Source organism: Pseudoalteromonas sp. PS5, assembly GCF_004103255.1.
Taxonomy (GTDB): Bacteria; Pseudomonadota; Gammaproteobacteria; order Enterobacterales; family Alteromonadaceae; genus Pseudoalteromonas; species Pseudoalteromonas peptidolytica.
Genome location: NZ_RCSQ01000087.1, coordinates 40,486 through 60,145, shown reverse-complemented (window position 1 = coordinate 60,145; position 19,660 = coordinate 40,486). Strand labels below are relative to the sequence as shown.

The 19,660-nt window shown below is 41.4% G+C and carries 13 protein-coding genes; 4 read left to right on the top strand and 9 right to left on the bottom strand.

Going from position 1 to position 19,660, the window contains the following annotated elements:
- Positions 1-338: 338 nt before the first annotated feature.
- Together asd and D9603_RS12380 are read left to right on the top strand one after the other, a co-directional pair.
- On the top strand, positions 339-1,454 hold the full coding sequence (asd, locus tag D9603_RS12385; protein ID WP_128731551.1) for an aspartate-semialdehyde dehydrogenase: 1,116 nt from the start codon (positions 339-341) through the stop codon (positions 1,452-1,454).
- A 307-nt stretch (positions 1,455-1,761) separates the two neighbouring features.
- The gene (locus D9603_RS12380) at positions 1,762-3,750 is read left to right on the top strand and encodes a methyl-accepting chemotaxis protein (protein WP_128731550.1); all 1,989 of its coding nucleotides are present in this window, start codon (positions 1,762-1,764) and stop codon (positions 3,748-3,750) included.
- A 22-nt stretch (positions 3,751-3,772) separates the two neighbouring features.
- On the opposite strand, the gene D9603_RS12375 is transcribed toward D9603_RS12380, so the two are convergent.
- The 3 genes from D9603_RS12375 to D9603_RS12365 form a co-directional block, all read right to left on the bottom strand.
- Complete coding sequence (locus tag D9603_RS12375) at positions 3,773-4,273, bottom strand: DUF4240 domain-containing protein (protein ID WP_128731549.1); 501 nt, start codon at positions 4,271-4,273, stop codon at positions 3,773-3,775.
- Between the two features lie 111 nt (positions 4,274-4,384).
- Positions 4,385-4,882 carry an acetolactate synthase small subunit gene (gene ilvN, locus D9603_RS12370; protein WP_125252904.1) on the bottom strand — a complete coding sequence of 166 codons (498 nt, stop codon included), beginning with the start codon at positions 4,880-4,882 and terminating at the stop codon, positions 4,385-4,387.
- Positions 4,882-6,603 carry an acetolactate synthase 3 large subunit gene (locus tag D9603_RS12365; RefSeq protein WP_128731548.1) on the bottom strand — a complete coding sequence of 574 codons (1,722 nt, stop codon included), beginning with the start codon at positions 6,601-6,603 and terminating at the stop codon, positions 4,882-4,884. The genes ilvN and D9603_RS12365 overlap by 1 nt, the downstream gene beginning before the upstream one ends.
- A 368-nt stretch (positions 6,604-6,971) precedes the next feature.
- On the opposite strand from D9603_RS12365, the gene D9603_RS12360 reads away from it, so the two are divergent.
- Positions 6,972-9,959 carry an immune inhibitor A domain-containing protein gene (locus D9603_RS12360; RefSeq protein ID WP_128731547.1) on the top strand — a complete coding sequence of 996 codons (2,988 nt, stop codon included), beginning with the start codon at positions 6,972-6,974 and terminating at the stop codon, positions 9,957-9,959.
- 121 nt (positions 9,960-10,080) lie between these two features.
- On the opposite strand, the gene D9603_RS12355 is transcribed toward D9603_RS12360, so the two are convergent.
- From D9603_RS12355 to D9603_RS12330, 6 genes are all read right to left on the bottom strand, one after another.
- Positions 10,081-11,088 (bottom strand): isocitrate dehydrogenase, encoded by a 1,008-nt coding sequence (locus tag D9603_RS12355; protein ID WP_128731546.1) that lies wholly within the window; start codon positions 11,086-11,088, stop codon positions 10,081-10,083.
- Positions 11,089-11,284: 196 nt separating this feature from the next.
- Positions 11,285-12,976 carry a hypothetical protein gene (locus D9603_RS12350; protein WP_128731545.1) on the bottom strand — a complete coding sequence of 564 codons (1,692 nt, stop codon included), beginning with the start codon at positions 12,974-12,976 and terminating at the stop codon, positions 11,285-11,287.
- Positions 12,977-12,981: 5 nt separating this feature from the next.
- Positions 12,982-13,365, bottom strand: a complete 384-nt coding sequence (locus D9603_RS12345) for a DUF3192 domain-containing protein (protein WP_125252909.1) — start codon at positions 13,363-13,365, stop codon at positions 12,982-12,984.
- A 562-nt stretch (positions 13,366-13,927) separates the two neighbouring features.
- Positions 13,928-14,698: a flap endonuclease Xni gene (xni, locus tag D9603_RS12340; RefSeq protein WP_128731544.1), complete on the bottom strand. Its 771-nt coding sequence runs from the start codon at positions 14,696-14,698 to the stop codon at positions 13,928-13,930.
- A gap of 5 nt (positions 14,699-14,703) precedes the next feature.
- Complete coding sequence (ppnN, locus tag D9603_RS12335; RefSeq protein ID WP_128731543.1) at positions 14,704-16,047, bottom strand: nucleotide 5'-monophosphate nucleosidase PpnN; 1,344 nt, start codon at positions 16,045-16,047, stop codon at positions 14,704-14,706.
- A gap of 104 nt (positions 16,048-16,151) precedes the next feature.
- Positions 16,152-17,684: a GGDEF domain-containing protein gene (locus D9603_RS12330; protein ID WP_128731542.1), complete on the bottom strand. Its 1,533-nt coding sequence runs from the start codon at positions 17,682-17,684 to the stop codon at positions 16,152-16,154.
- Between the two features lie 176 nt (positions 17,685-17,860).
- On the opposite strand from D9603_RS12330, the gene D9603_RS12325 reads away from it, so the two are divergent.
- The gene (locus D9603_RS12325) at positions 17,861-19,639 is read left to right on the top strand and encodes a PDZ domain-containing protein (protein WP_128731541.1); all 1,779 of its coding nucleotides are present in this window, start codon (positions 17,861-17,863) and stop codon (positions 19,637-19,639) included.
- Positions 19,640-19,660: the final 21 nt, after the last annotated feature.

The following is a 19,660-nucleotide window of genomic DNA, read 5'->3' as shown; positions in this document are numbered from 1 at the left end:
CTGTAACTTTGTGTATAGTTGGTCTATATGATATAAATATATCCAAATACTTCAGTAAGTTACTATGCTGTTAATATCGTTGTAACAGATAATTAGTAAAATTACTTAAGCGCTTTAAAAACAAAACTATAACTTATTTTGTACCGAGTTCTCATTAACGCTGATGCGTTTAATTAGGACAACCTTTACATGTTGTATCCAAACCCCGCTTTGCGGGGTTTTTTATTCTTAAATATTCACCATTTGTAGCTAGTCCAACTTAAATTCTTTTGCTATGGTAGCCATCTAGACATACGACTCACGCAATAAACCGTATAAACATTATAAAGGCATATAACATGAAAAAAGTAGGACTCGTCGGCTGGCGTGGAATGGTTGGCTCCGTGCTTATGGAGCGTATGCAGCAAGAAAATGACTTCGACAACATAGAAGCGCACTTTTTTACTACCTCTCAAGCAGGTCAACTGGGACCAGTGGTCAATGGGGCTGGCGATCCAAAGCCCCTCAAAGATGCAAGTGATATAGACGCACTCGCGCAGATGGATGTAATCATCTCCTGTCAGGGAGGGGACTATACCAAATCAGTTTACTACACATTGCGTGAGCAAGGCTGGGATGGGTATTGGATAGATGCAGCGTCAGCGCTGAGAATGGAACAAGACAGTATCATTGTACTTGATCCAGTTAACAAAGATGTTATCCAACAAGGGTTAGAACAAGGTGTTAAAACCTTTGTTGGCGGTAACTGTACAGTGTCACTTATGCTATTAGCGTTAGGTGGACTGTTTGAGCAAGATCTCATTGAATGGGTAAGCCCAATGACCTACCAAGCTGCATCCGGAGCTGGCGCGAGGAACATGCGTGAATTAATCACGCAAATGGGAGAGATACACAGTAGCGTTAAGACGCAGCTTGACGACCCAAGCTCTGCCATTTTGGAAATCGATAAGATTGTTGCGGATAAAATTAAAGACGACTCATTACCAAAAGATCAATTTGGAGTACCCCTTGCTGGTAGCTTAATTCCTTGGATAGACGTGCCAATGGAGTCTGGTCAAAGTAAGGAAGAGTGGAAAGCACAAGTTGAGGCAAACAAGATCCTAGGCTCATCTAAGCAACCAATTCCTATCGATGGCTTGTGCGTTCGGATAGGCGCGATGCGCTGTCACTCACAAGCACTGACGATTAAACTGCGAGAAAATCGCACCGTCGATGAAATTGAAGCTATCTTGGCTGAACATAATGAGTGGGTTAGGGTAATTCCTAACGAACGCGATATCACAGCCAAAGAACTGACACCTGTAAATGTTACCGGTACGCTAGATATTCCAATAGGAAGAATAAGAAAGCTAAGCATAGGTGAAAAATATATCAGCGCATTCACAGTAGGTGACCAATTGCTGTGGGGCGCAGCTGAGCCACTACGCAGAATGTTAAGAATAATTACCGGATAACGTTTTCGTCACTGAAAACGCTTTGACCAGATTATTACCGCTTTGTCTTGATACTTACTCAACTTGAGTAAGTATCAAGACGCTAGTTACTGCCTACACAACTTTTATACCGTTATCCGTCCCCACTTACCATTCTTAGTGATTATCCACAGCACAGCTTTAAACTGCATTCCTTACCTAAATCGCGCCCTGAAGCAATAATTCCTTTACGATGTTGGTCACAAAATGTCTCACCCTTGTAATGATGGTCTATAGTTACCCTGAATAAACAGTAATCTGCGCTCACAACACGGAGAAATGAAAGGGTATGTTAAACAGATTCTCAATTATGCAGCTCACCTTGATAAGCTCTGTATCTCTACTCAGTTTGCTTGTGCTTTTAGTCGGGAAAAATGTATTTAACAATTTTACTCAGTATGCCAATGCCGAAAGAGATATTAAATATGTCACCCTATTAGATGCTATGGAAAAGGTAGCTCATCAGCATGCCGTTGAGCGGGGCCTTAGCGCAGGTTACCTTGGTAATCCGAGCGCTCAAAATAAGAAAAAAGTTGATGAGCAACGGGTCATTGCTGACCAATCAATCGAGACACTAAAGTCGGTGAGTAACACATTACTGAAAAATGACAAGAGTGTTCACAAATGGCTTCCATATATCTTCGAAGTAGAAAAGAACAAACGGCAAATACGCTCGGAAATAGATCGTCAAAATGGGAAAAATGCGTTTGACTACTACAGCAAATTGAATCAAGTAGCACTTAACACAGCTGGCCGGATCCAGTCTTATGTTTCGGATAGAGCATTGTCTTCAGATTTATCCATTGCATTTTTGATTGCTCAAAGTAAAGAAAGGCTTGGGCAAATAAGAGGTAAAGTAAATGGTGCTTTAGCAAAAAAGGCGATGTCAAACACAGTTAAGGACGACATCGGCTATTTTCGTACGCAGTTAAAAATGTCATTACATCAACTTGAAACGGCACTCGAAGGAACCCAACTAGACAATATTCAAGATTTTTTAACAGATCCAGCTGCGATTGAGTTCAACAGAATACTAGATCAACTTGAAAATCAACAACCGCTTGATTTCCAAACTTTACCTTCCAGCGCTCAGTGGTTTAGCAGTGCAACACAGAGAATTACTCAGCTAAAAAGTAAATTAGACAACATATGGGCAGAAACGATTCACGATAGCCAACAAAATAAAGCTGATATTGCGTTTGATAGCATCATAATTTTCAGCCTGTTCATTGTTGTACTCACCGTCATTGCGCTCATTAATTTGCATTTAATCCGTTCACTTCGCTCAGAACTTTCGAAGTTAACCACAATACTTAAACGTGTTGCGGAAGAGGGCGATCTCACTTTGGACATGCGATTGAACACCCGAGATGAGTTAGGTCAGATTTCAGAGTCCATTTATAACACTATTTTTGCGTTCAAAGATCTTATGGTTGGATTGGCAAAGTCCGTTGAGGTTGGCACACATCTTGGAGAAAAAATGCACACAGCGGCATCGAATGTTAACGAGGACGCGCAAAAAACGCAGGAAATGGCCTCTAGCATCGCTGTAGCGATTGAAGAGATGGCGACTACTAGCCAAGAAATTGCTAAGTTAGCTCAGGAAACACTCGATGCCAGCGACCAATTAAATAGTGAGTCTGCGCAATTATTATCGGACAACCAAAAGAATTTAGAGACGATGCAAACTTTATCAAACAGCATGAATGATGTTGATGTAATGGCTGCAAGCATGGAAAAGCAAGTATCTGAAATTAATACCATCCTTGACTCTATTCGTAGTGTCGCGGAGCAAACCAATTTGCTTGCATTAAACGCCGCAATTGAAGCTGCTAGAGCTGGAGAACACGGAAGAGGATTTGCAGTGGTTGCAGATGAGGTTAGGGGGCTTGCTAACAACAGTAAGCAATCATCAGAGCAAATATCAACATTATTGATCAGCTTATCTGAAATTAGTCAAAACGTCGTAAAGTCAATTAGAGACAATACTCGCCTTACACAAAATACCATGGCCGAAGTGGAAGAGACCCGACAAGTATCACTGCGAGTAAATGAGCACAGTTCTCATGTTGAAAAACTTACCATGTCCGTTGCAACAGCAGCTTCACAGCAGTCTGAAGTGGCAAATGATATTTCGCAAAATACGGCAGCCGTGCTTGAAGCTGCTAATCATGAATTAGATACCTCAAGAGCATTAAACACAATCTTTAAAGACATGAAGCTCAATAGTGATACATTACAACGAACAATGGATGTATTTAAAATCGATAAAAATTAATCAAACACGGTTTCTCAGCTGTTTAACCGAGCCAATATCGGTTAAACAGCTGAGGAAGTTCAGCTTTAAGTAATTTGGGCTTATTCTTAAACTTTTTGCCCTGCGGGGGAAAGTTCACCACACTATGATAAGGCAGTTCTTCTTGGTTTTTCTCTTCATATAGTAGTCCAGCCACGAGATCTAACTCATCGATAAATGGGTAAGGTAAGTCATCCTTAGTTGCAATAGCAAATTTATTAGCAAGCTCATCAGGCTCTGTTATAAGAATACTTATCGCTTCAGACCCGCGACTAATGATCCAGTTACAAAAATCTAAAAAATCGTATTCGCTATTACAGCCAGCAATTACATAGGCAACTTTCCAATTATCCCAATGCCACAAAGCCCTGAGTTCTTTTGTATATATACCATCAAACTGCGCAAGTTCCTCGCAGCTAAGCGCTGATAAACGTGTTTTTAAATAGTCACAATCTTGTGTATTATTAGGGGCGGTAACTAGCTCCCAGAAGCGGTCAAGTTCCATGTGTTTCATCTAAAGCGTACAAAGCGGCGATTATAGCCAGTAACCTGCGCTGAGTAAACGAACGCAGGCGTCGAGTTTTCATATACACCAGCCTACGTCACTTGAATATGGCTAGCCTTTCAGTGCCTTATCACCGCGACCAATACCAACGGCACCTGAACGTACCAATTCGATAATATCGCTTTCGTGGCGCAGTAAATCTAGGAAGGATTCAAGACGCTCAGCAGAGCTTACCATCTGCAATAAGTAACTCTGCTTGCCCATGTCTATAATACTGGCTTGAAAAACCTCAGCAACGCGGTTGATAGCAGCCCGAGTTACCTCATCTCTGGCGTATACTTTTACTAATAATAACTCTCTTTCGATATGCTGCATATCCGTTAGGTCAATCACCTTGAGCACATCCACCAGTTTATTAACTTGTTTTGTAATTTGCTCAACAATACGGTCATCACCTTGAGTAGTGATAGTAATACGTGACAACGTTTTATCTGCGGTGGTGCCTACAGTCAAGCTATCTATGTTGTATGCACGCTGAGAAAACAATCCCACAATACGAGAAAGCGCGCCAGGCTCGTTCTCTAATAAAATCGATAGTATTCTTCTCATTATGCTTTTACTCCTTTTTTTAACCACATCTCGTCTATTGCACCTTGCTTGATTTGCATCGGATATACATGCTCAGACTCATCGACCAAAATATCTAAAAATACGAGCCTATCTTTAATTGACATTGCTTTTTCTAGCGCAGAATCAAGCTGCTCAGGTGTGTCTACTCTAATGCCAATATGCCCATAACTCTCGGCGAGCGCGACAAAATCTGGAAGCGATTCCATATACGAGCTCGCATGACGCCCTTCATACATCATGTCTTGCCACTGACGCACCATGCCAAGCGAGCGATTGTTAAGCGAAATGACTTTAACTGCCAGACCATACTGCAAGCAAGTAGATAGCTCTTGAATATTCATTTGGATGGAACCGTCTCCGGTCACGCACAACACTTCACTGTTCGGAAATGCCATTTTAACGCCCATTGCAGCAGGTAGTCCGAACCCCATTGTGCCCAAGCCTCCTGAGTTAATCCATTGCCGTGGTGCTTTAAAAGGATAGTACTGAGCTGCAAACATTTGGTGCTGACCTACATCAGAGCAAACATAAGCTTCTCCGTGCGTTAATTGATAAAGTTTTTCGATAACGGTTTGCGGTTTTATTTTGTCTACACCAGGAGTGAAAGCCAAACAATTTTGCGAGCGCCAGTTGGTGATACATTGCCACCAGTCTTCTTGAGCAGCTCTATCTATTCGTTTTTCGCATTTTTCAATACCCCTTAAAAGTTGATCCATAACTGTGTCCAAGCAGCCTACAACCGGTATATGTGCCACAATAGTCTTAGAAATAGACGTTGGATCAACATCAACATGGACAATCTTTGCATTGGGGCAGAATTTTTTGACGTTATTGGTCACTCTATCGTCAAATCGCGCACCGAGTGCCAAAATAACGTCTGCGTTCGCCATCGCTTTATTTGCTTCTAAACTACCGTGCATACCCAACATACCAATAAAATTTGGGTGTTCGCCGCTTATCCCGCCAAGACCCATTAACGTATTTGTGATTGGTGCATTGAGTTTTTCAACCAGCTCGGTCAGTTTTTCAGAAGTATTAGAAAGTACAATACCGCCACCAGAATATATAACTAGGCGTTTTGCTTCTATGATTGCTTCGACGGCTTTTCGGATCTGTTTGGAATGCCCCTTTACACTCGGATTATATGTGCGCATATCAATATCTTGAGGCATAACAAAATCAAAACTCAAAGCAGGATTCAAAATGTCCTTTGGAAGCTCAACAACTACTGGCCCGGGTCTTCCTGAGCTTGCTAAATAAAATGCTTTTGCCAACACTTCTGGAATATCAATGGCATTCCGACAGTTGAAACTATGTTTAACGATAGGGCGAGAACAACCAACAATGTCTGTTTCCTGAAAGGCATCGTCGCCAATGAGATTTGATGGAACTTGTCCTGACAATACCACCATTGGGATTGAGTCCATATAAGCTGTGGCAATACCGGTAATGCAGTTTGTTGCCCCAGGACCACTAGTGGCTAACACTACGCCAACTTCACCTGTGGCTCTTGCATAGCCATCTGCCATATGTGTAGCAGCCTGCTCATGCCTCACTAGTATATGTTCAATTTCAGATTGCTGAAAAAGTGCATCGTAAAGATCCAATACTGAACCGCCAGGGTAACCAAATATGTATTTAACCTTTAATGCGCTCAACGCTTTAACTACCAACTCTGAGCCGTTATATTGCTCTGCCATTACCTCATTCCTCGTCGATTGTGCTGCCTGATACTAATTCTTTTAAACAAAAAAAGCCCCGCTGATTGCGGGGCTTGTATATTTCTTTCAACTAATAGCTCCCCGCTGAACTCTAAGAAGAGACCAGTACCACCACGAGAACGATTACTTGAAAAAAGTGTGTCATTGAATAAGCCTTAATTAATAAATTAACTTCAGCCTACACATGATTAGATATAAATTCTACCTTTCTACCTTTCAATTGTTGAAATATTACATTTCAATTTAAAATTTATCTTCATTTGAATTTTTTATTTATATGGCTCTTTCTCTGAACAAATTCGTACAACTGCTAAACTTAACACTCTAACTCGCTTTGGAGTATTGGAATGAATATTTTCAATTTAGGCATGCTGTGCGCAATGCTACTGGTATCCACAGCCGCACCTGCGCAAGTTTTGTATCGAGATCAAGTGATTTACTGGCAGGAAAAGAAACTTGGACGAGCACTTAGTGACTATGAGCGTGGCGTGGTTTTATCCGAGTACATCAAAGGCAAGCCTATCACTCAAGGTATAAAGACTCCCTATGCTATAAAAAGTGCATTGGGAGGCATAAGCAAACTTAGCAAGCAATATAATACACCTGCGACGACACAGGTGCTCAATGAAGCTAAAGTGCTCGCTATTTTGGTTGACTTCCCTGACTTACCTTATAATCAAAACCGACTAAATCCGAACGACACAGACATGTACTACGCAAGTTACCCCGTGTCGCACTACCAAGGGCTTTTATATTCAAACAATGGCTACTCAGGCCCCAATGGTGAAGCTCTGCAATCTGCCACACAATACTATCAAGCGGTATCAGGAGGTAGCTTTAAGATAGTGGGTAATGCTTTTGGTTGGGTCAGCGCAGATCAGAATGCCGCCTATTATGGTAGGCAAGAGGGCAATACTCGCGATTTAAGACCCGAAGAACTTGTCTTTGAAGCTGTAACAAAAGCAGTATCTGAATTTAATATTGATTTATCTGAATACGACAAAACCGATCTCAATGATATTGATGGTGACGGCAACAGACTGGAACCTGACGGGGTAGTAGACCATGTGATGTTATTCCACTCAAGCATTGGTCAAGAAGCGGGCGGAGGGGTACTAGATGGTGATGCAATTTGGTCTCACCGTTTTTTCGTCTTCGATGAAAACAATCAACCTAAATCAATCCCTAACACAAACTATAAGATTTATAACTACACAATCAATCCAATAGACGCAGCCATCGGCGTAGTTGTTCATGAGTTTGGTCATGATTTAGGGTTACCAGATGAGTATGACTTAAACTCCAACGACATCGGCGAGCCCGTCGCACTATGGTCAGTCATGTCTTCAGGTAGCTACTTAGGGCAATTAAGTGGTTCACAGCCAACCCAGTTTTCCCCCAAAAGTTTGGAGTTTTTACAACAAAATTACGCAGGTAACTGGATTGCGCAATCAGAATATACACTTGATGATATAAATACTGAGCAAACAATCTCACTGACGGATATTGGTGTAAATGAAAGCACCACAAACCAAATTAAGATCACTTTACCTGCTGAGTTAGAGCCATTTATTGCACCACTTGATGGCAATTATCACTACTATTCAGGTCAAGGTGATAAGTTGAATAATAGTGCCAGCTTCGCCCTTACATTACCAAATGCGGCTGACATTTCGTTAACCATGTTGGCAAACTATAGCATTGAACTAAATTATGATGTTTTCCAAGTTACTATAAACGGACAACCAATCTCAGGTAACACGACCAAAGCAACACATCCAAATTATGCAGGGATCACTAATTACATGGATGGTGAATCATCTGCATTTGGGTCAAACCCCATCACCTTATCTTTCGATCTCTCGCCATATAAAGGCCAAACCGTCACTATTGGGTTATTATACCGGACTGACGCATTTGAAACCCTCAAAGGTGTATTGATAGACAACATCCAAGTTATCGCGGACGGTGCACAGGTATACCTCAACACAGCAGAGTCAACAAACCAGCTGCAATACAGTGGCTTTCGAAAAATATCGAGATATAGAGCAAAACAAAGTAACGCATACTACGCTCACCTACGCTCATTTAGGGGAATTGATTCGGGACTTTCGTTAACCGGTTACAACTCTGGGGTATTGTTATGGTATAGCAATAATAACGAAAGCAACAACTCCACATCATTACATCCAGGCTCTGGTGATATGTTAGTGGTTGATCAGGATCAAAACCCAATATACAAAAGCGACGGTGCTTCACTTGCCACCAGTGTCATACAAGTTAAAGATGCAACGCTTAGGTTAGATGAACAAAAGCCAGGGCTTGGCGATCAAAATCTCGCAGCTATCAGCATATTTAATGATACTCAAGATTACTCGTTTACCCAACAGAAAGAGTCTGGTGTTGTTTTACCAGCATTTGGAGTTCAAGTACTGCTAAAATCGATATCAGAAGACGCCAGTAGCGCAGAAGTAAGTCTGGTTTATACTAACGACCCTCAAATTGCGCAAGCGCAAGCACAATCACAAAACACCGTAACTTTTAGTGTAAAAGGGCTTGCGCTAAATGAGTCAGACACTTTTAGTTGGAACTTTGGCGATGGCCAAACAAGTAATGCGCTCTCGCCAACCCATAGCTATCAAAATACCGGGAGCTACTCTGTTTTATTCACAAGAACAAAGATTGACGGTTCAAGCTCTTCATTAAATACAATCGCTAACGTTGGTAATGTCGTCGTATTACCACTTAGTATCAACCAAATTGCCGCTACAGCTAATGGAGAGAGGATCCTCTTTAATGCTGACATCAATGGCGGAAAGCCTCCTTATCAACTTCAATGGAATTTTGGAGATAATCAAACCGCAGCTGTAAATCCGATTGAACACAGCTTTGAGTTCAGTGGCAACTACACTGTCACACTCAATGTAACAGATGCCGATGGAGCCACTGTTAGTAGTACAAAAAGTGTAGATGTTATTGTGCCTTTACAAGTAGATGCAACAGCAACAATCTCTAATTTACAAGCTAACTTTAACGCTAGCGCTAGTGGGGGGGACGGCAACTACCAAGCACAGTGGCAATTTGGTGATGGTATGCAAGGCGTGGGGTTATCAACAACGCATAGTTATAACCAAGCAGGGACGTATAGTGTGTTGTTAACGTTATCGGATGGTTTAGGCCAAAGCGTCAATGCAAACGTTGACGTCGTAGTCACAGCACCAACAACACAACCTGACACGATAGACAACACTAATGAAAGTTCATCTGGTGGTGCTATGGGATGGTTGCTCTTGCTAATTGCAATAGTAATGGGACTAAAAAGAAAGCAAAGTTAAGGTAGCATTATAGCTAACATAGATTATTGATAGGGAGATATTCTCCCTATCAATGGCAGCGCTTAAATAATCCGAAGTCTGCTCTAGATTTTTAAACTTCGGCTATATAAGCTAATTTATACTACAGGCGCTCAATAACAGCTTGAGTAAAGTCAGTTGTACCGTGGCTACCGCCTAAGTCACGAGTAGTACGATCGCCGCTCTTAATCACATCAGCAACTGCACTGCGGATTCTTTCCGCTTTTTCTGCTTCACCAAGATATTCAAGCATTTGAATTGACGCCAAAATAACTGAAGTTGGATTAGCTAAGTTTTTACCTGCGATATCTGGTGCGCTACCATGTACTGCTTCAAAAATAGCGGCATCGCTACCAATATTCGCACCAGGAGCCATACCAAGGCCACCAACAAGACCCGCACAAAGGTCAGATAAAATGTCACCAAATAGGTTTGTCGTCACAATTACATCAAACTCTTCTGGTGTCATCACCAACTTCATACATGTTGCGTCAACAATCATTTCTGCTGACTCAATTTCAGGGTAACGCTCACCAACTTCACGAGCCACTTTAAGGAAAAGGCCTGATGTAGACTTTAGGATATTCGCTTTGTGAACTGCAGTTACTTTTTTACGACCTTCACGCTTTGCTAGCTCGTAAGCAAAAGTCACTATCTTTTCAGCGCCTTCACGCGTGATTTTAGACATTGCTTCTGCTTCGCTACCATCTTCTGATACTACTTGGCCAAGACCAGAGTACATACCTTGTGTATTTTCACGAACAGTAATGATGTCAATATCATCGTAACGCGCTTTAGTCCCTTCAAAAGACTTAACTGGGCGAACGTTTGCGTAAAGACCAAACTGCTTACGTAATGTTACGTTGATAGAAGTAAAACCTTCGCCAACAGGTGTTGTAAGTGGACCCTTTAGCGTAATTTTATTACGCTCGATTGCCTCTAACGTTGCAGCAGGAAGTAATTCACCTGTTTTTTCTAAAGCAGCCAAACCTGCGTCTACGTATTCGTATTCATAGTCGCAACCTACGGCTTTTAAGATCTCGATAGCTGAATCGATGATGCTAGGGCCAATGCCGTCGCCACGGATAACTGTGATGGTTTGCTGTGCCATGTTTTTTCCTTTATCAAAAGTTGTGATACACCTGAAAAGAATTACAGACTAAGTCTAGTAGAAATTAACAACGGTGTACGTTCGCTTGTTTAAGCCGCGTTTTATAGCAATTAATTAGGTCTTATTCCAGTATGGAATGTAAAAACCACATACATAAGATTTATGCTTGTTATTGATATTATTTATAGAATAAATATCACTCAATAGCTGAGTAAAAACCAACCTCAAGTAGTGCTGCATTAAAATTCTGTGCATTTGCAAAGTGGCTATCGGACAGTATTTGATCAATCAATTGTTTTTGCCACGCCGTAGGAACAAAATTAGGAGAGATAACACTTAACACCACTAGTTTGATAAAAGTAAAAAGCTTGCATTGCGTATTTGCTTGGGATTTCTTGAGTGTTTCACTGTCTAGCATCGCCTTATGTAGGATGCTTTTATCAAAATAATAATGATTAAATTCAACAAATTTGTCTTGTGCCAACGCTCTAACGCCAAACAAATTGGCCACTGATATCTGCGCTTCTGAGAAATCCCGGGTATGTAATGCAGTGGTATGTTGGATCTCTACGCCTTGCTTCAGCACCAAAAATGCAATGACTGCGGCAAAAGGAGAGAGTAAACGCTCAAATTCTTCACCATAACTATCACCTACGTACAAAGCGATAACTTGACTTATCACTCCATACTTATGAAGTACATCATCGGTGAAAGGCGTTTTGTGACGGGCAATGATTTGTTCTAACAATACTCGCTGTGCTAATAAACCGGCAGCATCTAGACCCACCATCGCCAGTGAATGTCGTACCGAAGCGGCTTTTAGATTTTCTCGATTATACTGTTTTGCCGCAACTTGTAACGCTAGAGAAACTGACTCGAATTCACATACCAGCTTTTCTAATGACCGAATGCTTTGAAATTGACTAAAAGAAAGAGCCTTTACCGCCTCTAGCAAATGCGTGTTATCAACACCAAAAGAGGTGGGCTCTGGTGCTGGTGCTCTGTCCCAAACATTGTATAGCAGTTTAGCATCTGAGCTAAAAGTAACCCCACAGCGAAAATCAAACGCTCGGCTGGCTTTGGCAAGCTTTTTAGCTTGTCCATTATCAATAATAGCGATGACTTTCTCTTTGTTACATTGAACGACTAAAAGTCCTAGCTCTTTGTTTATGTCACATAATAATCCTGCTGGATGTTTTACCATTGCGTCGGACATTGCGGATAGTACTTTAAGTGCGTAGTGATAGGAAAGCCGAGAATAAAGTAGCTTTATCGCCTTATCGAGTGGAAAGGCTGGCTGTTGCTTTGTTGGCGTGATTAAACTAGCTAGTCGATGCGCTAATGCCACTATCAAAGAAGCATGATCATTAAAACGCTGTGGCGCTTTTGAAATGAGCTTGCTGTCATAGCTTGAAAGTCGCGATAAGACACGAAGACACTGTAGGTCTGGTGTTTTCCCATCACTGAGGATCTGGACTGCCACTTGGTGCCTAACTTTCCAGAGCTTATCTTGCTGAGGATTCAATGGTTTCCCACAAGCTAATTGATCACTTTCTCGCGCCACACATAAATAATCGGCAAAACTGGCAAGTAATAGTTCCTCAGTGATTGCTCTTGAATAGCGCAAACTGTGACAAGCCATACAAATTAGCACATTTTGATTAATTACAAGGTTAGTGTTGTAGCCTAAGTTTTGAGAATATAATCCAAGCTGAGCGTGCATGCTACTTGGTGAATGTTCATAGCAGTCCATATATAGTTGTGCCAGCTTTACCAGAGTAGGGTATATCGACGACCAACGCTCCTTTTGGTAGTAAAGCCGTAATACTTTATGCGTTCCTTGTGTCAAAGCAAATAGCGTTTTACTTGTTACGATCCTAGATTCCATTAACTCTACACTTTATCAAAGGTCACTCTGGCACCTGGGCCCCAAAGCGTCAAAACACCATTTTCAAACAGTAAACCGGTACATTCATCTTCGGTGGTGATACCATCAGGTTTAACCAGCTGAGTCCGATAAAAAACAATTTGCACGACGGTGTTATCTGCTCTTTTCTTCACATAGGTTAAATCAGGACTACCGAGTGTATCCAACACAACATCAATATTCACGGGTTGTTCTAGACTTAAATTCCCGATAAAGCGATTATTAAAAGCCTCTCTGTCTTGCCATATCATTGCCTGAGGATCATCTTTGTAGTAGTTAATAACAAGAAAGACCACAGAAACGTATACCGCAAGGCCTAGAAATATGTACTGTAAAATCTTTCTAATCATCTAACTGCTCAACAAAAATGTATAATCACCAACATACGCTACGTACAGAGATTAAGATATTAACATGCCGTTTCGTCTTAACAGATAATCTGCTCAGTACAGACTAACTAAACAACATGATGTTCGGATAATTTATGCCTTTCTAGCAGCCAGTTTCCACGCTAACTGCGTTGAATTCATTTCCAATAGCCAGCTACTGGCGCTTAAATTCTTCTTGCCTACAACATGTAGGAGCCTTAGCGAGAGCAGGACGCGGAAGCGATGTTTCGCAAAAACTCTCTCACTAGACAAGTGAAAAAACAAAACTGTGCTTTAGCAACAATGAGTTAGAATATTCTTTATCCAAATTTCAGGTTAAACAATAATAAATGCAAGGTTTTCTTTAAAAACAATAATTTATAAAGAAAAACATCTTAATCTTTAGCTAATATATCAAAGGTCTTAAGAAATACCTAACGCTTGAGAAAGAATGCAAAACGACACAGTGATGTAGCAATATTTTGCACGCTGGCCTTTGCTCAAAATGGCTCCTTTACGCCACCTAGCTGCACAATTTATATTACTATCCAACTCTAATATCTTTAAGACTAAACCCTATCTCGATATCTTTTCTTAACGTGACCAATGCCAGACTAGTAATATAGTTTTCAACGCCTGCTTCAAGCTTGGCTTTAACAGCGGGCTTTATCTCATCATCTATAAGCATATCATCAAGACGACTGTGCTTTGCTAATAGCTCCTGCGCTGTTTTCACACCAACTCCTGTCACTCCAGGAATATTATTGGTTTTGTCACCACTCAACGCCCAGAAGATTTCAAGCTTGTTTTGTGTAACTGAAAATCGGCTTTTAATGTCTTCAAGAGAGATTGTTGACTTTTTAAAGTAATCATAAATAGCAATTTCCTCACTAATTAAGGGGAGGAAGCCTTTATCTGTGGAAACAATAATCGCGGAGACATTTGCTTTTGCCGCCTTCGTTGCTAATGTAGCGATAATGTCGTCGGCTTCATCATGTACCGGATTAAAACACTTAATACCTGTATTAGTAAATGCAGTGGCGAATCTGTCGAGATTGCTGCTTAGCGACTCGGGCATGGGCTGTCGGTTTTCTTTATATTTTGAGTAAAAGTGATAGCGCCAGCTTTTGTCGCCATCAAATACAGCCACGGCATGGGTCGCAGCTGATTTCTTAAGCAAGCTTCTTGCGGCTTGCTCTACCCTTTGACAACAGGCTGTGATGTGCGCCTGTTGATGTTCGCTGTGCTTTGGTTCGTTAACAGCATAAATGCGCCTAATCAAGTTAAGCGCATCAATTAACAACAAATTTTTCATTCAATTTAAGCTTTAATTTTATAACAAGGTATATACTTGCTTCCCGGCAATTTCATTCGCCCTTGAACAACAAACGCCCCCAGCAGTTTATCCATATCAGCCATAAGAGACTTATCTCCAGTTAACTCATAAGGTCCATGTTGCTTGATTGCAGTTATCCCTTCATCTTTAACATTACCCGCAACAATACCAGAAAATGCACGCCGCAAATTAGCGGCAAGCTGCTGTTTTGGCTGTGCTAGATGCAGGTCTAGCGCGGACATATTTTCATGTGTTGGCGCAAAAGGGTGCTGAAAGTCATTCTCAATTTTAAGCGTCCAGTTGAAATAGTACGCATCACCTTGTGATTTACGATATTCGCGAACGGTTATCATCGATGCTTTAAGCTTTTTAGCCACTAGCTCCGGATCATCTACAATGATCTCAAACTTAGACAATGCTTCCTTACCCAAGGTTTTTTCAACAAACGTGCTAAGTTCCTCAAAGTAGGCAGCTGACTCTTTTGGACCTGTTAATATAACCGGAAGACACTGCTTCTCATTATCAGGGTGCAGTAAGATCCCAAGCAGGTACAGTAGCTCCTCAGCGGTTCCAGCACCACCAGGAAAAATGATAATGCCATGTGCAACGCGGACAAAAGCTTCAAGGCGTTTCTCGATATCCGGCAAAATAACTAATTCATTCACTATCGGGTTAGGTGGCTCTGCTGCAATGATGCTCGGCTCTGTTAGGCCAAGATAACGATTACTTGAGACACGCTGTTTAGCATGACCAATCGTTGCACCTTTCATTGGTCCTTTCATCGCACCAGGCCCACAACCGGTACAAATATTTAACCCGCGAAGCCCCAACTGGTAGCCGACCTCTTTGGTGTATTTATACTCAACTTCATTGATGGAATGGCCTCCCCAGCACACAATCATATTAGGATCTTTGTTCACCTCTAACGCATCTGCGTTTCTGAGCATATCGAACACCATGTGTGTGATTTCAACCGGGGTTTTATTTTCACCATGATATTTTTGACAGATGAACAGAATGTCCCTGATTACTGAAAAGATATGTTCATGAATACCAGTAATAATCTTGCCATCAACAAAAGCTGACTCTGGAGGGTTATTCAGCGCAATTTTGATACCACGTTCTCGAGCAAGCAGTTGAATATCAAAATCTTCATATTTATCATAAATTTCAGAGCTAGAGTCAGTATGACTGCCAACGTTAAGTACAGCTAATGCACAGTTTCTAAAAAGCCTATATCTTTCACTGGTGGTCGACTGCTGTAGCAAGTCAACTTCTAATTTTGATAATAAGTTAAGAACCCCTGTTGGGTTTAGCTCTATTTGCATAGGCTTACTCCTTTTTGTTGTGCGAATAGGGTAGTGCTAACTTCTTACAAATTATCCATATTTAATCGCACCACCATTTCCTTTCAACAGCCCAAAGATTTGTGTTATTTGAAGCACAATCTATCACGGCCACTATTTTTCGCGTCATATAGTGCAGCATCAGCTCTATCGAAGGCACCCAAAGTCGTGTCTCCTTTTTTAAACTGTGTTGCACCGAGAGAAATTGTAATTTCAACTTGCTTTTCTTTGAATTTAAACGGAATAGATTTTACAACTTGCCGTACCTTTTCTAGCGGTTTTTGTGCCTGGCTAACGGGCATTCCAGGCATCAATAAGACAAATTCCTCACCACCATAACGAGCAATAAAATCGCTTTTACGGATCGATTTTTTCAAGGCTCTAGCTATCACTTGCAAGGTTTTATCGCCAGCACTATGTCCATATTTGTCATTGATAGATTTAAAATGATCAACATCAATCACAACGAGCGTAACCTCGGTGTCATTGACTTCAAACAAGTGCATTTCATGGGTCAAACGCTCATCAAATGCAGCGCGGTTCGGCAACTTAGTAAGGCTATCGAGTAAACTTTTAAATTTTTGCTCACTCAGCCGCTTTTGATAACTCGACACTTTCGCTTCGAGCATATTAATACGATTATTAATCGCATCGAATGAATCAAGAAGTGCATCTCGCTCATTTTTTTCCAGCTTTTCTCTAGCTATTAAATCTGCGCTTAATAACTTGAGCTCATTATCAACTAGCGCCTTTAGTGCAGTAATAGAACTTGCATTTTGAGTTTGCTCATTGAGATTTTGAATTTTTAGCTCAATCTTACTGTTCAAAGACTTTAATTCTTGTGATGCTGATTTAGACCGAGCTGTTGTTTCAACAATAGAACGATGCAACTCTTCTAAAGTCTGATTTAATGAAACTAAAAAGCCCTGCGCAGATTGCCGCTCTCGAGCAATGGTCTGAGCAATAATTCTAATTATTTCGGTTGCTGCGCTGTATAGGTTGTCTAAGGTGTCATCCTGAGCGACTCCCTCTCTGATCTCTTTTACTTTGTCGACAGCATCGTCTTCAAAAATAAGTTCGTTGATTAGCGCTTGCAACTCTGCCGCGAGTTGAGGTTGACTGCTCCCTGCGGCAACATCATTGACTTCTGTTTTTGCCTGTAACACAGTTTGATAAATTGAGACCAAGGTCTCTAGTGCTGGAAGATATGCGTTCGTAGAACTGATGTCCTGTAATTCAACGTCTAATAAGTGTCTCAGTTTTCGGCGCGACTCATTTGGTACACCTTTGAGCTTTTGCAAGAGTTTACCACTGTGGCGGATTGAAGCTTGTAACGCCTTTTGATTCGTAGAGTTTATGGCTTCCTGCGCTTTTAATGGTTCCGATATACCGTCAATAAAGGGAGCAAGCTGCTCAAAGTCAACACCTTTATTGAGTGCGATACGAAACTTAGCTAGCTGATTGTCCAGAGAAACATCCTGCCCCTTACAGGCAAGAGAAAGCTTTGCAGCAAACTGAGTTAATAGCTCTACTTGTTGTTTTCTTGCGTCCTCAAGCGTCTTTCTTGCTTCAATGGCTTGTTTTAACTTTTGCTCGAGCATTACGGCGTTATCAGTCACAGATTTCCAGTTATGATTTGATCTCTTAGATACTTAGTCTACAACAAATTTAGCCAATATGCGCATAAATTTATGGCTGTAACATGTCCGGCTTTGCTGTTCACTCGTCGATATTACTTCGCCTAGAAGGTCTTGATTTGATAGATTAATCGTATTCATAACTGACATTTAATACGATGAAAAAAAGCCTAATAGCACTTGCTTGTATTACCGCACTACACGCTCACGCCGACGTCAACTATCAAGTCACCATCACGCAGCCGCAGCATCACTTAGCTGATGTCGAAGTGACATTCCCGCATTCAACACAAACTAGTATAGATGTGCAGCTTCCGGACTGGCGCACCGGGCGTTATGAGATATTGAATTTGGCAAACGGCATTCGTTTCTTCGCCGCAGAAGGACACGATGGAAAGGCTCTAAAGTGGGAGAAGATGGATAAAAACACGTGGCGAGTACATCTATCTGAGCCGACAGAACTGAAAGTACAATACCAAGTATATGCAAATGAACTCGGTCTTCGGGCGAGACATATTGATGACACCCATGCGTTTATTGATGCCTCCGGGTTCCTTATGTTCAGCGAGTCTTTTAGAGCAGAACCCATAAAGATCGACTTAGACGTACCAATGGAGTGGCGTTCAGTCTCAGGTATGGACTTTGCCGATTCCAAACACAGCTTTAAAGCTGATAATTATGACATTTTACTTGATTCTCCGATTGAAACCGGCATTAACCAACTACATAAGTTCCAAGTAGATGGTCGTCAGTACGAATTGGTAATTTGGGGGGAGGGGAATTACGACGTTGATCTGATGCTGACAGATCTGAAAAAACTGGTCAAAACCGGCACTCTCATATGGCATGACTACCCTTATGAGCGCTACGTATTTATGGTTCATGCAACGAGTGGCGCTCGTGGTGCCACGGAGCACCTAAATTCGACCATTATACAAAGGCACAGAGATAGCTTTAAAAACCGTGATGATTATATCGGCTTTATTTCAACCGCAGCGCACGAATTTATTCACACTTGGAATGTTAAAAATTACCGTCCCGCTGGTATGGTTCCGTATGATTATGTTGCTCCAAATTATACTGATCTGTTGTGGTTGGCTGAAGGTTCGACAAGCTATTTTGAAGACTATTTGCTACTTAGCGCAGGAATAACCACCAATGACGAATATATCAATATGCTTACCAAACGCGTTAACCGTCATCTCGATACCCCGGGGCGTCAGGTGCAATCTGTTGCCGCAAGCAGCTTTGATAAATGGATAAATCAAGGTGGCGATCATGGTGTTAACTATAGCACCAACATCTATTCAGAGGGGGCATTAGTCTCGATGGCGCTGGACATCGACCTAATTGAGAAATCAAATGGAACAATAAGTTACCGTGACGTACACAGCCAGCTATATAAACAACATAAATTACCTAATAGCTTTACAAGTGAAGACGTTAAACGCATTTTAAAACAATTGACTGGACGAGATTATCACACTTGGTGGGTCAACCATGTGGATAAACCAGCGAACATAGACTTTAATGCGTTATTCGACAAAGTGGGATTAGAATATAAGCATCCCAAATCAGCAAGTGTGATAGCTAACCTTGAAGGGAAAGCAAAACAACAAGGTGAACTTCTGAAGCTGCTTCATGTGGCTAGAGATGGTAACGCTTGGCAAGCCGGACTTACTGCTGGAGATCTAATCGTTGCCTTTGATAAGCACCACGTGAGGGATAGCTTATCGGCTAGCTTAGCGCATTTTGTACCTGAACAAACGGTGAAAGTTGATTTTATTCGTAGGGATAAATTAATGACTACAGAGTTGACACTAAACCGTGGTTACGACAAGCCTAAAAAAATCACATTCACTGAAACGCCATCAGCAAAACAAGCCATGCTATACAAAGCTTGGATGGGCGTCGCACACCCTAATGAGAAAAAATAGCTAACAACAAAAAGGGCTGAT

Excerpts from the sequence above, each read along its gene's own strand:
- D9603_RS12375 (WP_128731549.1), bottom strand. The coding sequence starts at position 4,273 with ATGGAACTTGACCGCTTCTGGGAGCTAGTTACCGCCCCTAATAATACA.
- D9603_RS12365 (WP_128731548.1), bottom strand. The coding sequence starts at position 6,603 with ATGGCAGAGCAATATAACGGCTCAGAGTTGGTAGTTAAAGCGTTGAGC.
- D9603_RS12345 (WP_125252909.1), bottom strand. The coding sequence starts at position 13,365 with ATGATTAGAAAGATTTTACAGTACATATTTCTAGGCCTTGCGGTATAC.
- D9603_RS12360 (WP_128731547.1), top strand. The coding sequence starts at position 6,972 with ATGAATATTTTCAATTTAGGCATGCTGTGCGCAATGCTACTGGTATCC.
- xni (WP_128731544.1), bottom strand. The coding sequence starts at position 14,698 with ATGAAAAATTTGTTGTTAATTGATGCGCTTAACTTGATTAGGCGCATT.
- ilvN (WP_125252904.1), bottom strand. The coding sequence starts at position 4,882 with ATGAGAAGAATACTATCGATTTTATTAGAGAACGAGCCTGGCGCGCTT.
- D9603_RS12380 (WP_128731550.1), top strand. The coding sequence starts at position 1,762 with ATGTTAAACAGATTCTCAATTATGCAGCTCACCTTGATAAGCTCTGTA.
- D9603_RS12350 (WP_128731545.1), bottom strand. The coding sequence starts at position 12,976 with ATGGAATCTAGGATCGTAACAAGTAAAACGCTATTTGCTTTGACACAA.
- ppnN (WP_128731543.1), bottom strand. The coding sequence starts at position 16,047 with ATGCAAATAGAGCTAAACCCAACAGGGGTTCTTAACTTATTATCAAAA.
- D9603_RS12325 (WP_128731541.1), top strand. The coding sequence starts at position 17,861 with ATGAAAAAAAGCCTAATAGCACTTGCTTGTATTACCGCACTACACGCT.
- D9603_RS12355 (WP_128731546.1), bottom strand. The coding sequence starts at position 11,088 with ATGGCACAGCAAACCATCACAGTTATCCGTGGCGACGGCATTGGCCCT.
- asd (WP_128731551.1), top strand. The coding sequence starts at position 339 with ATGAAAAAAGTAGGACTCGTCGGCTGGCGTGGAATGGTTGGCTCCGTG.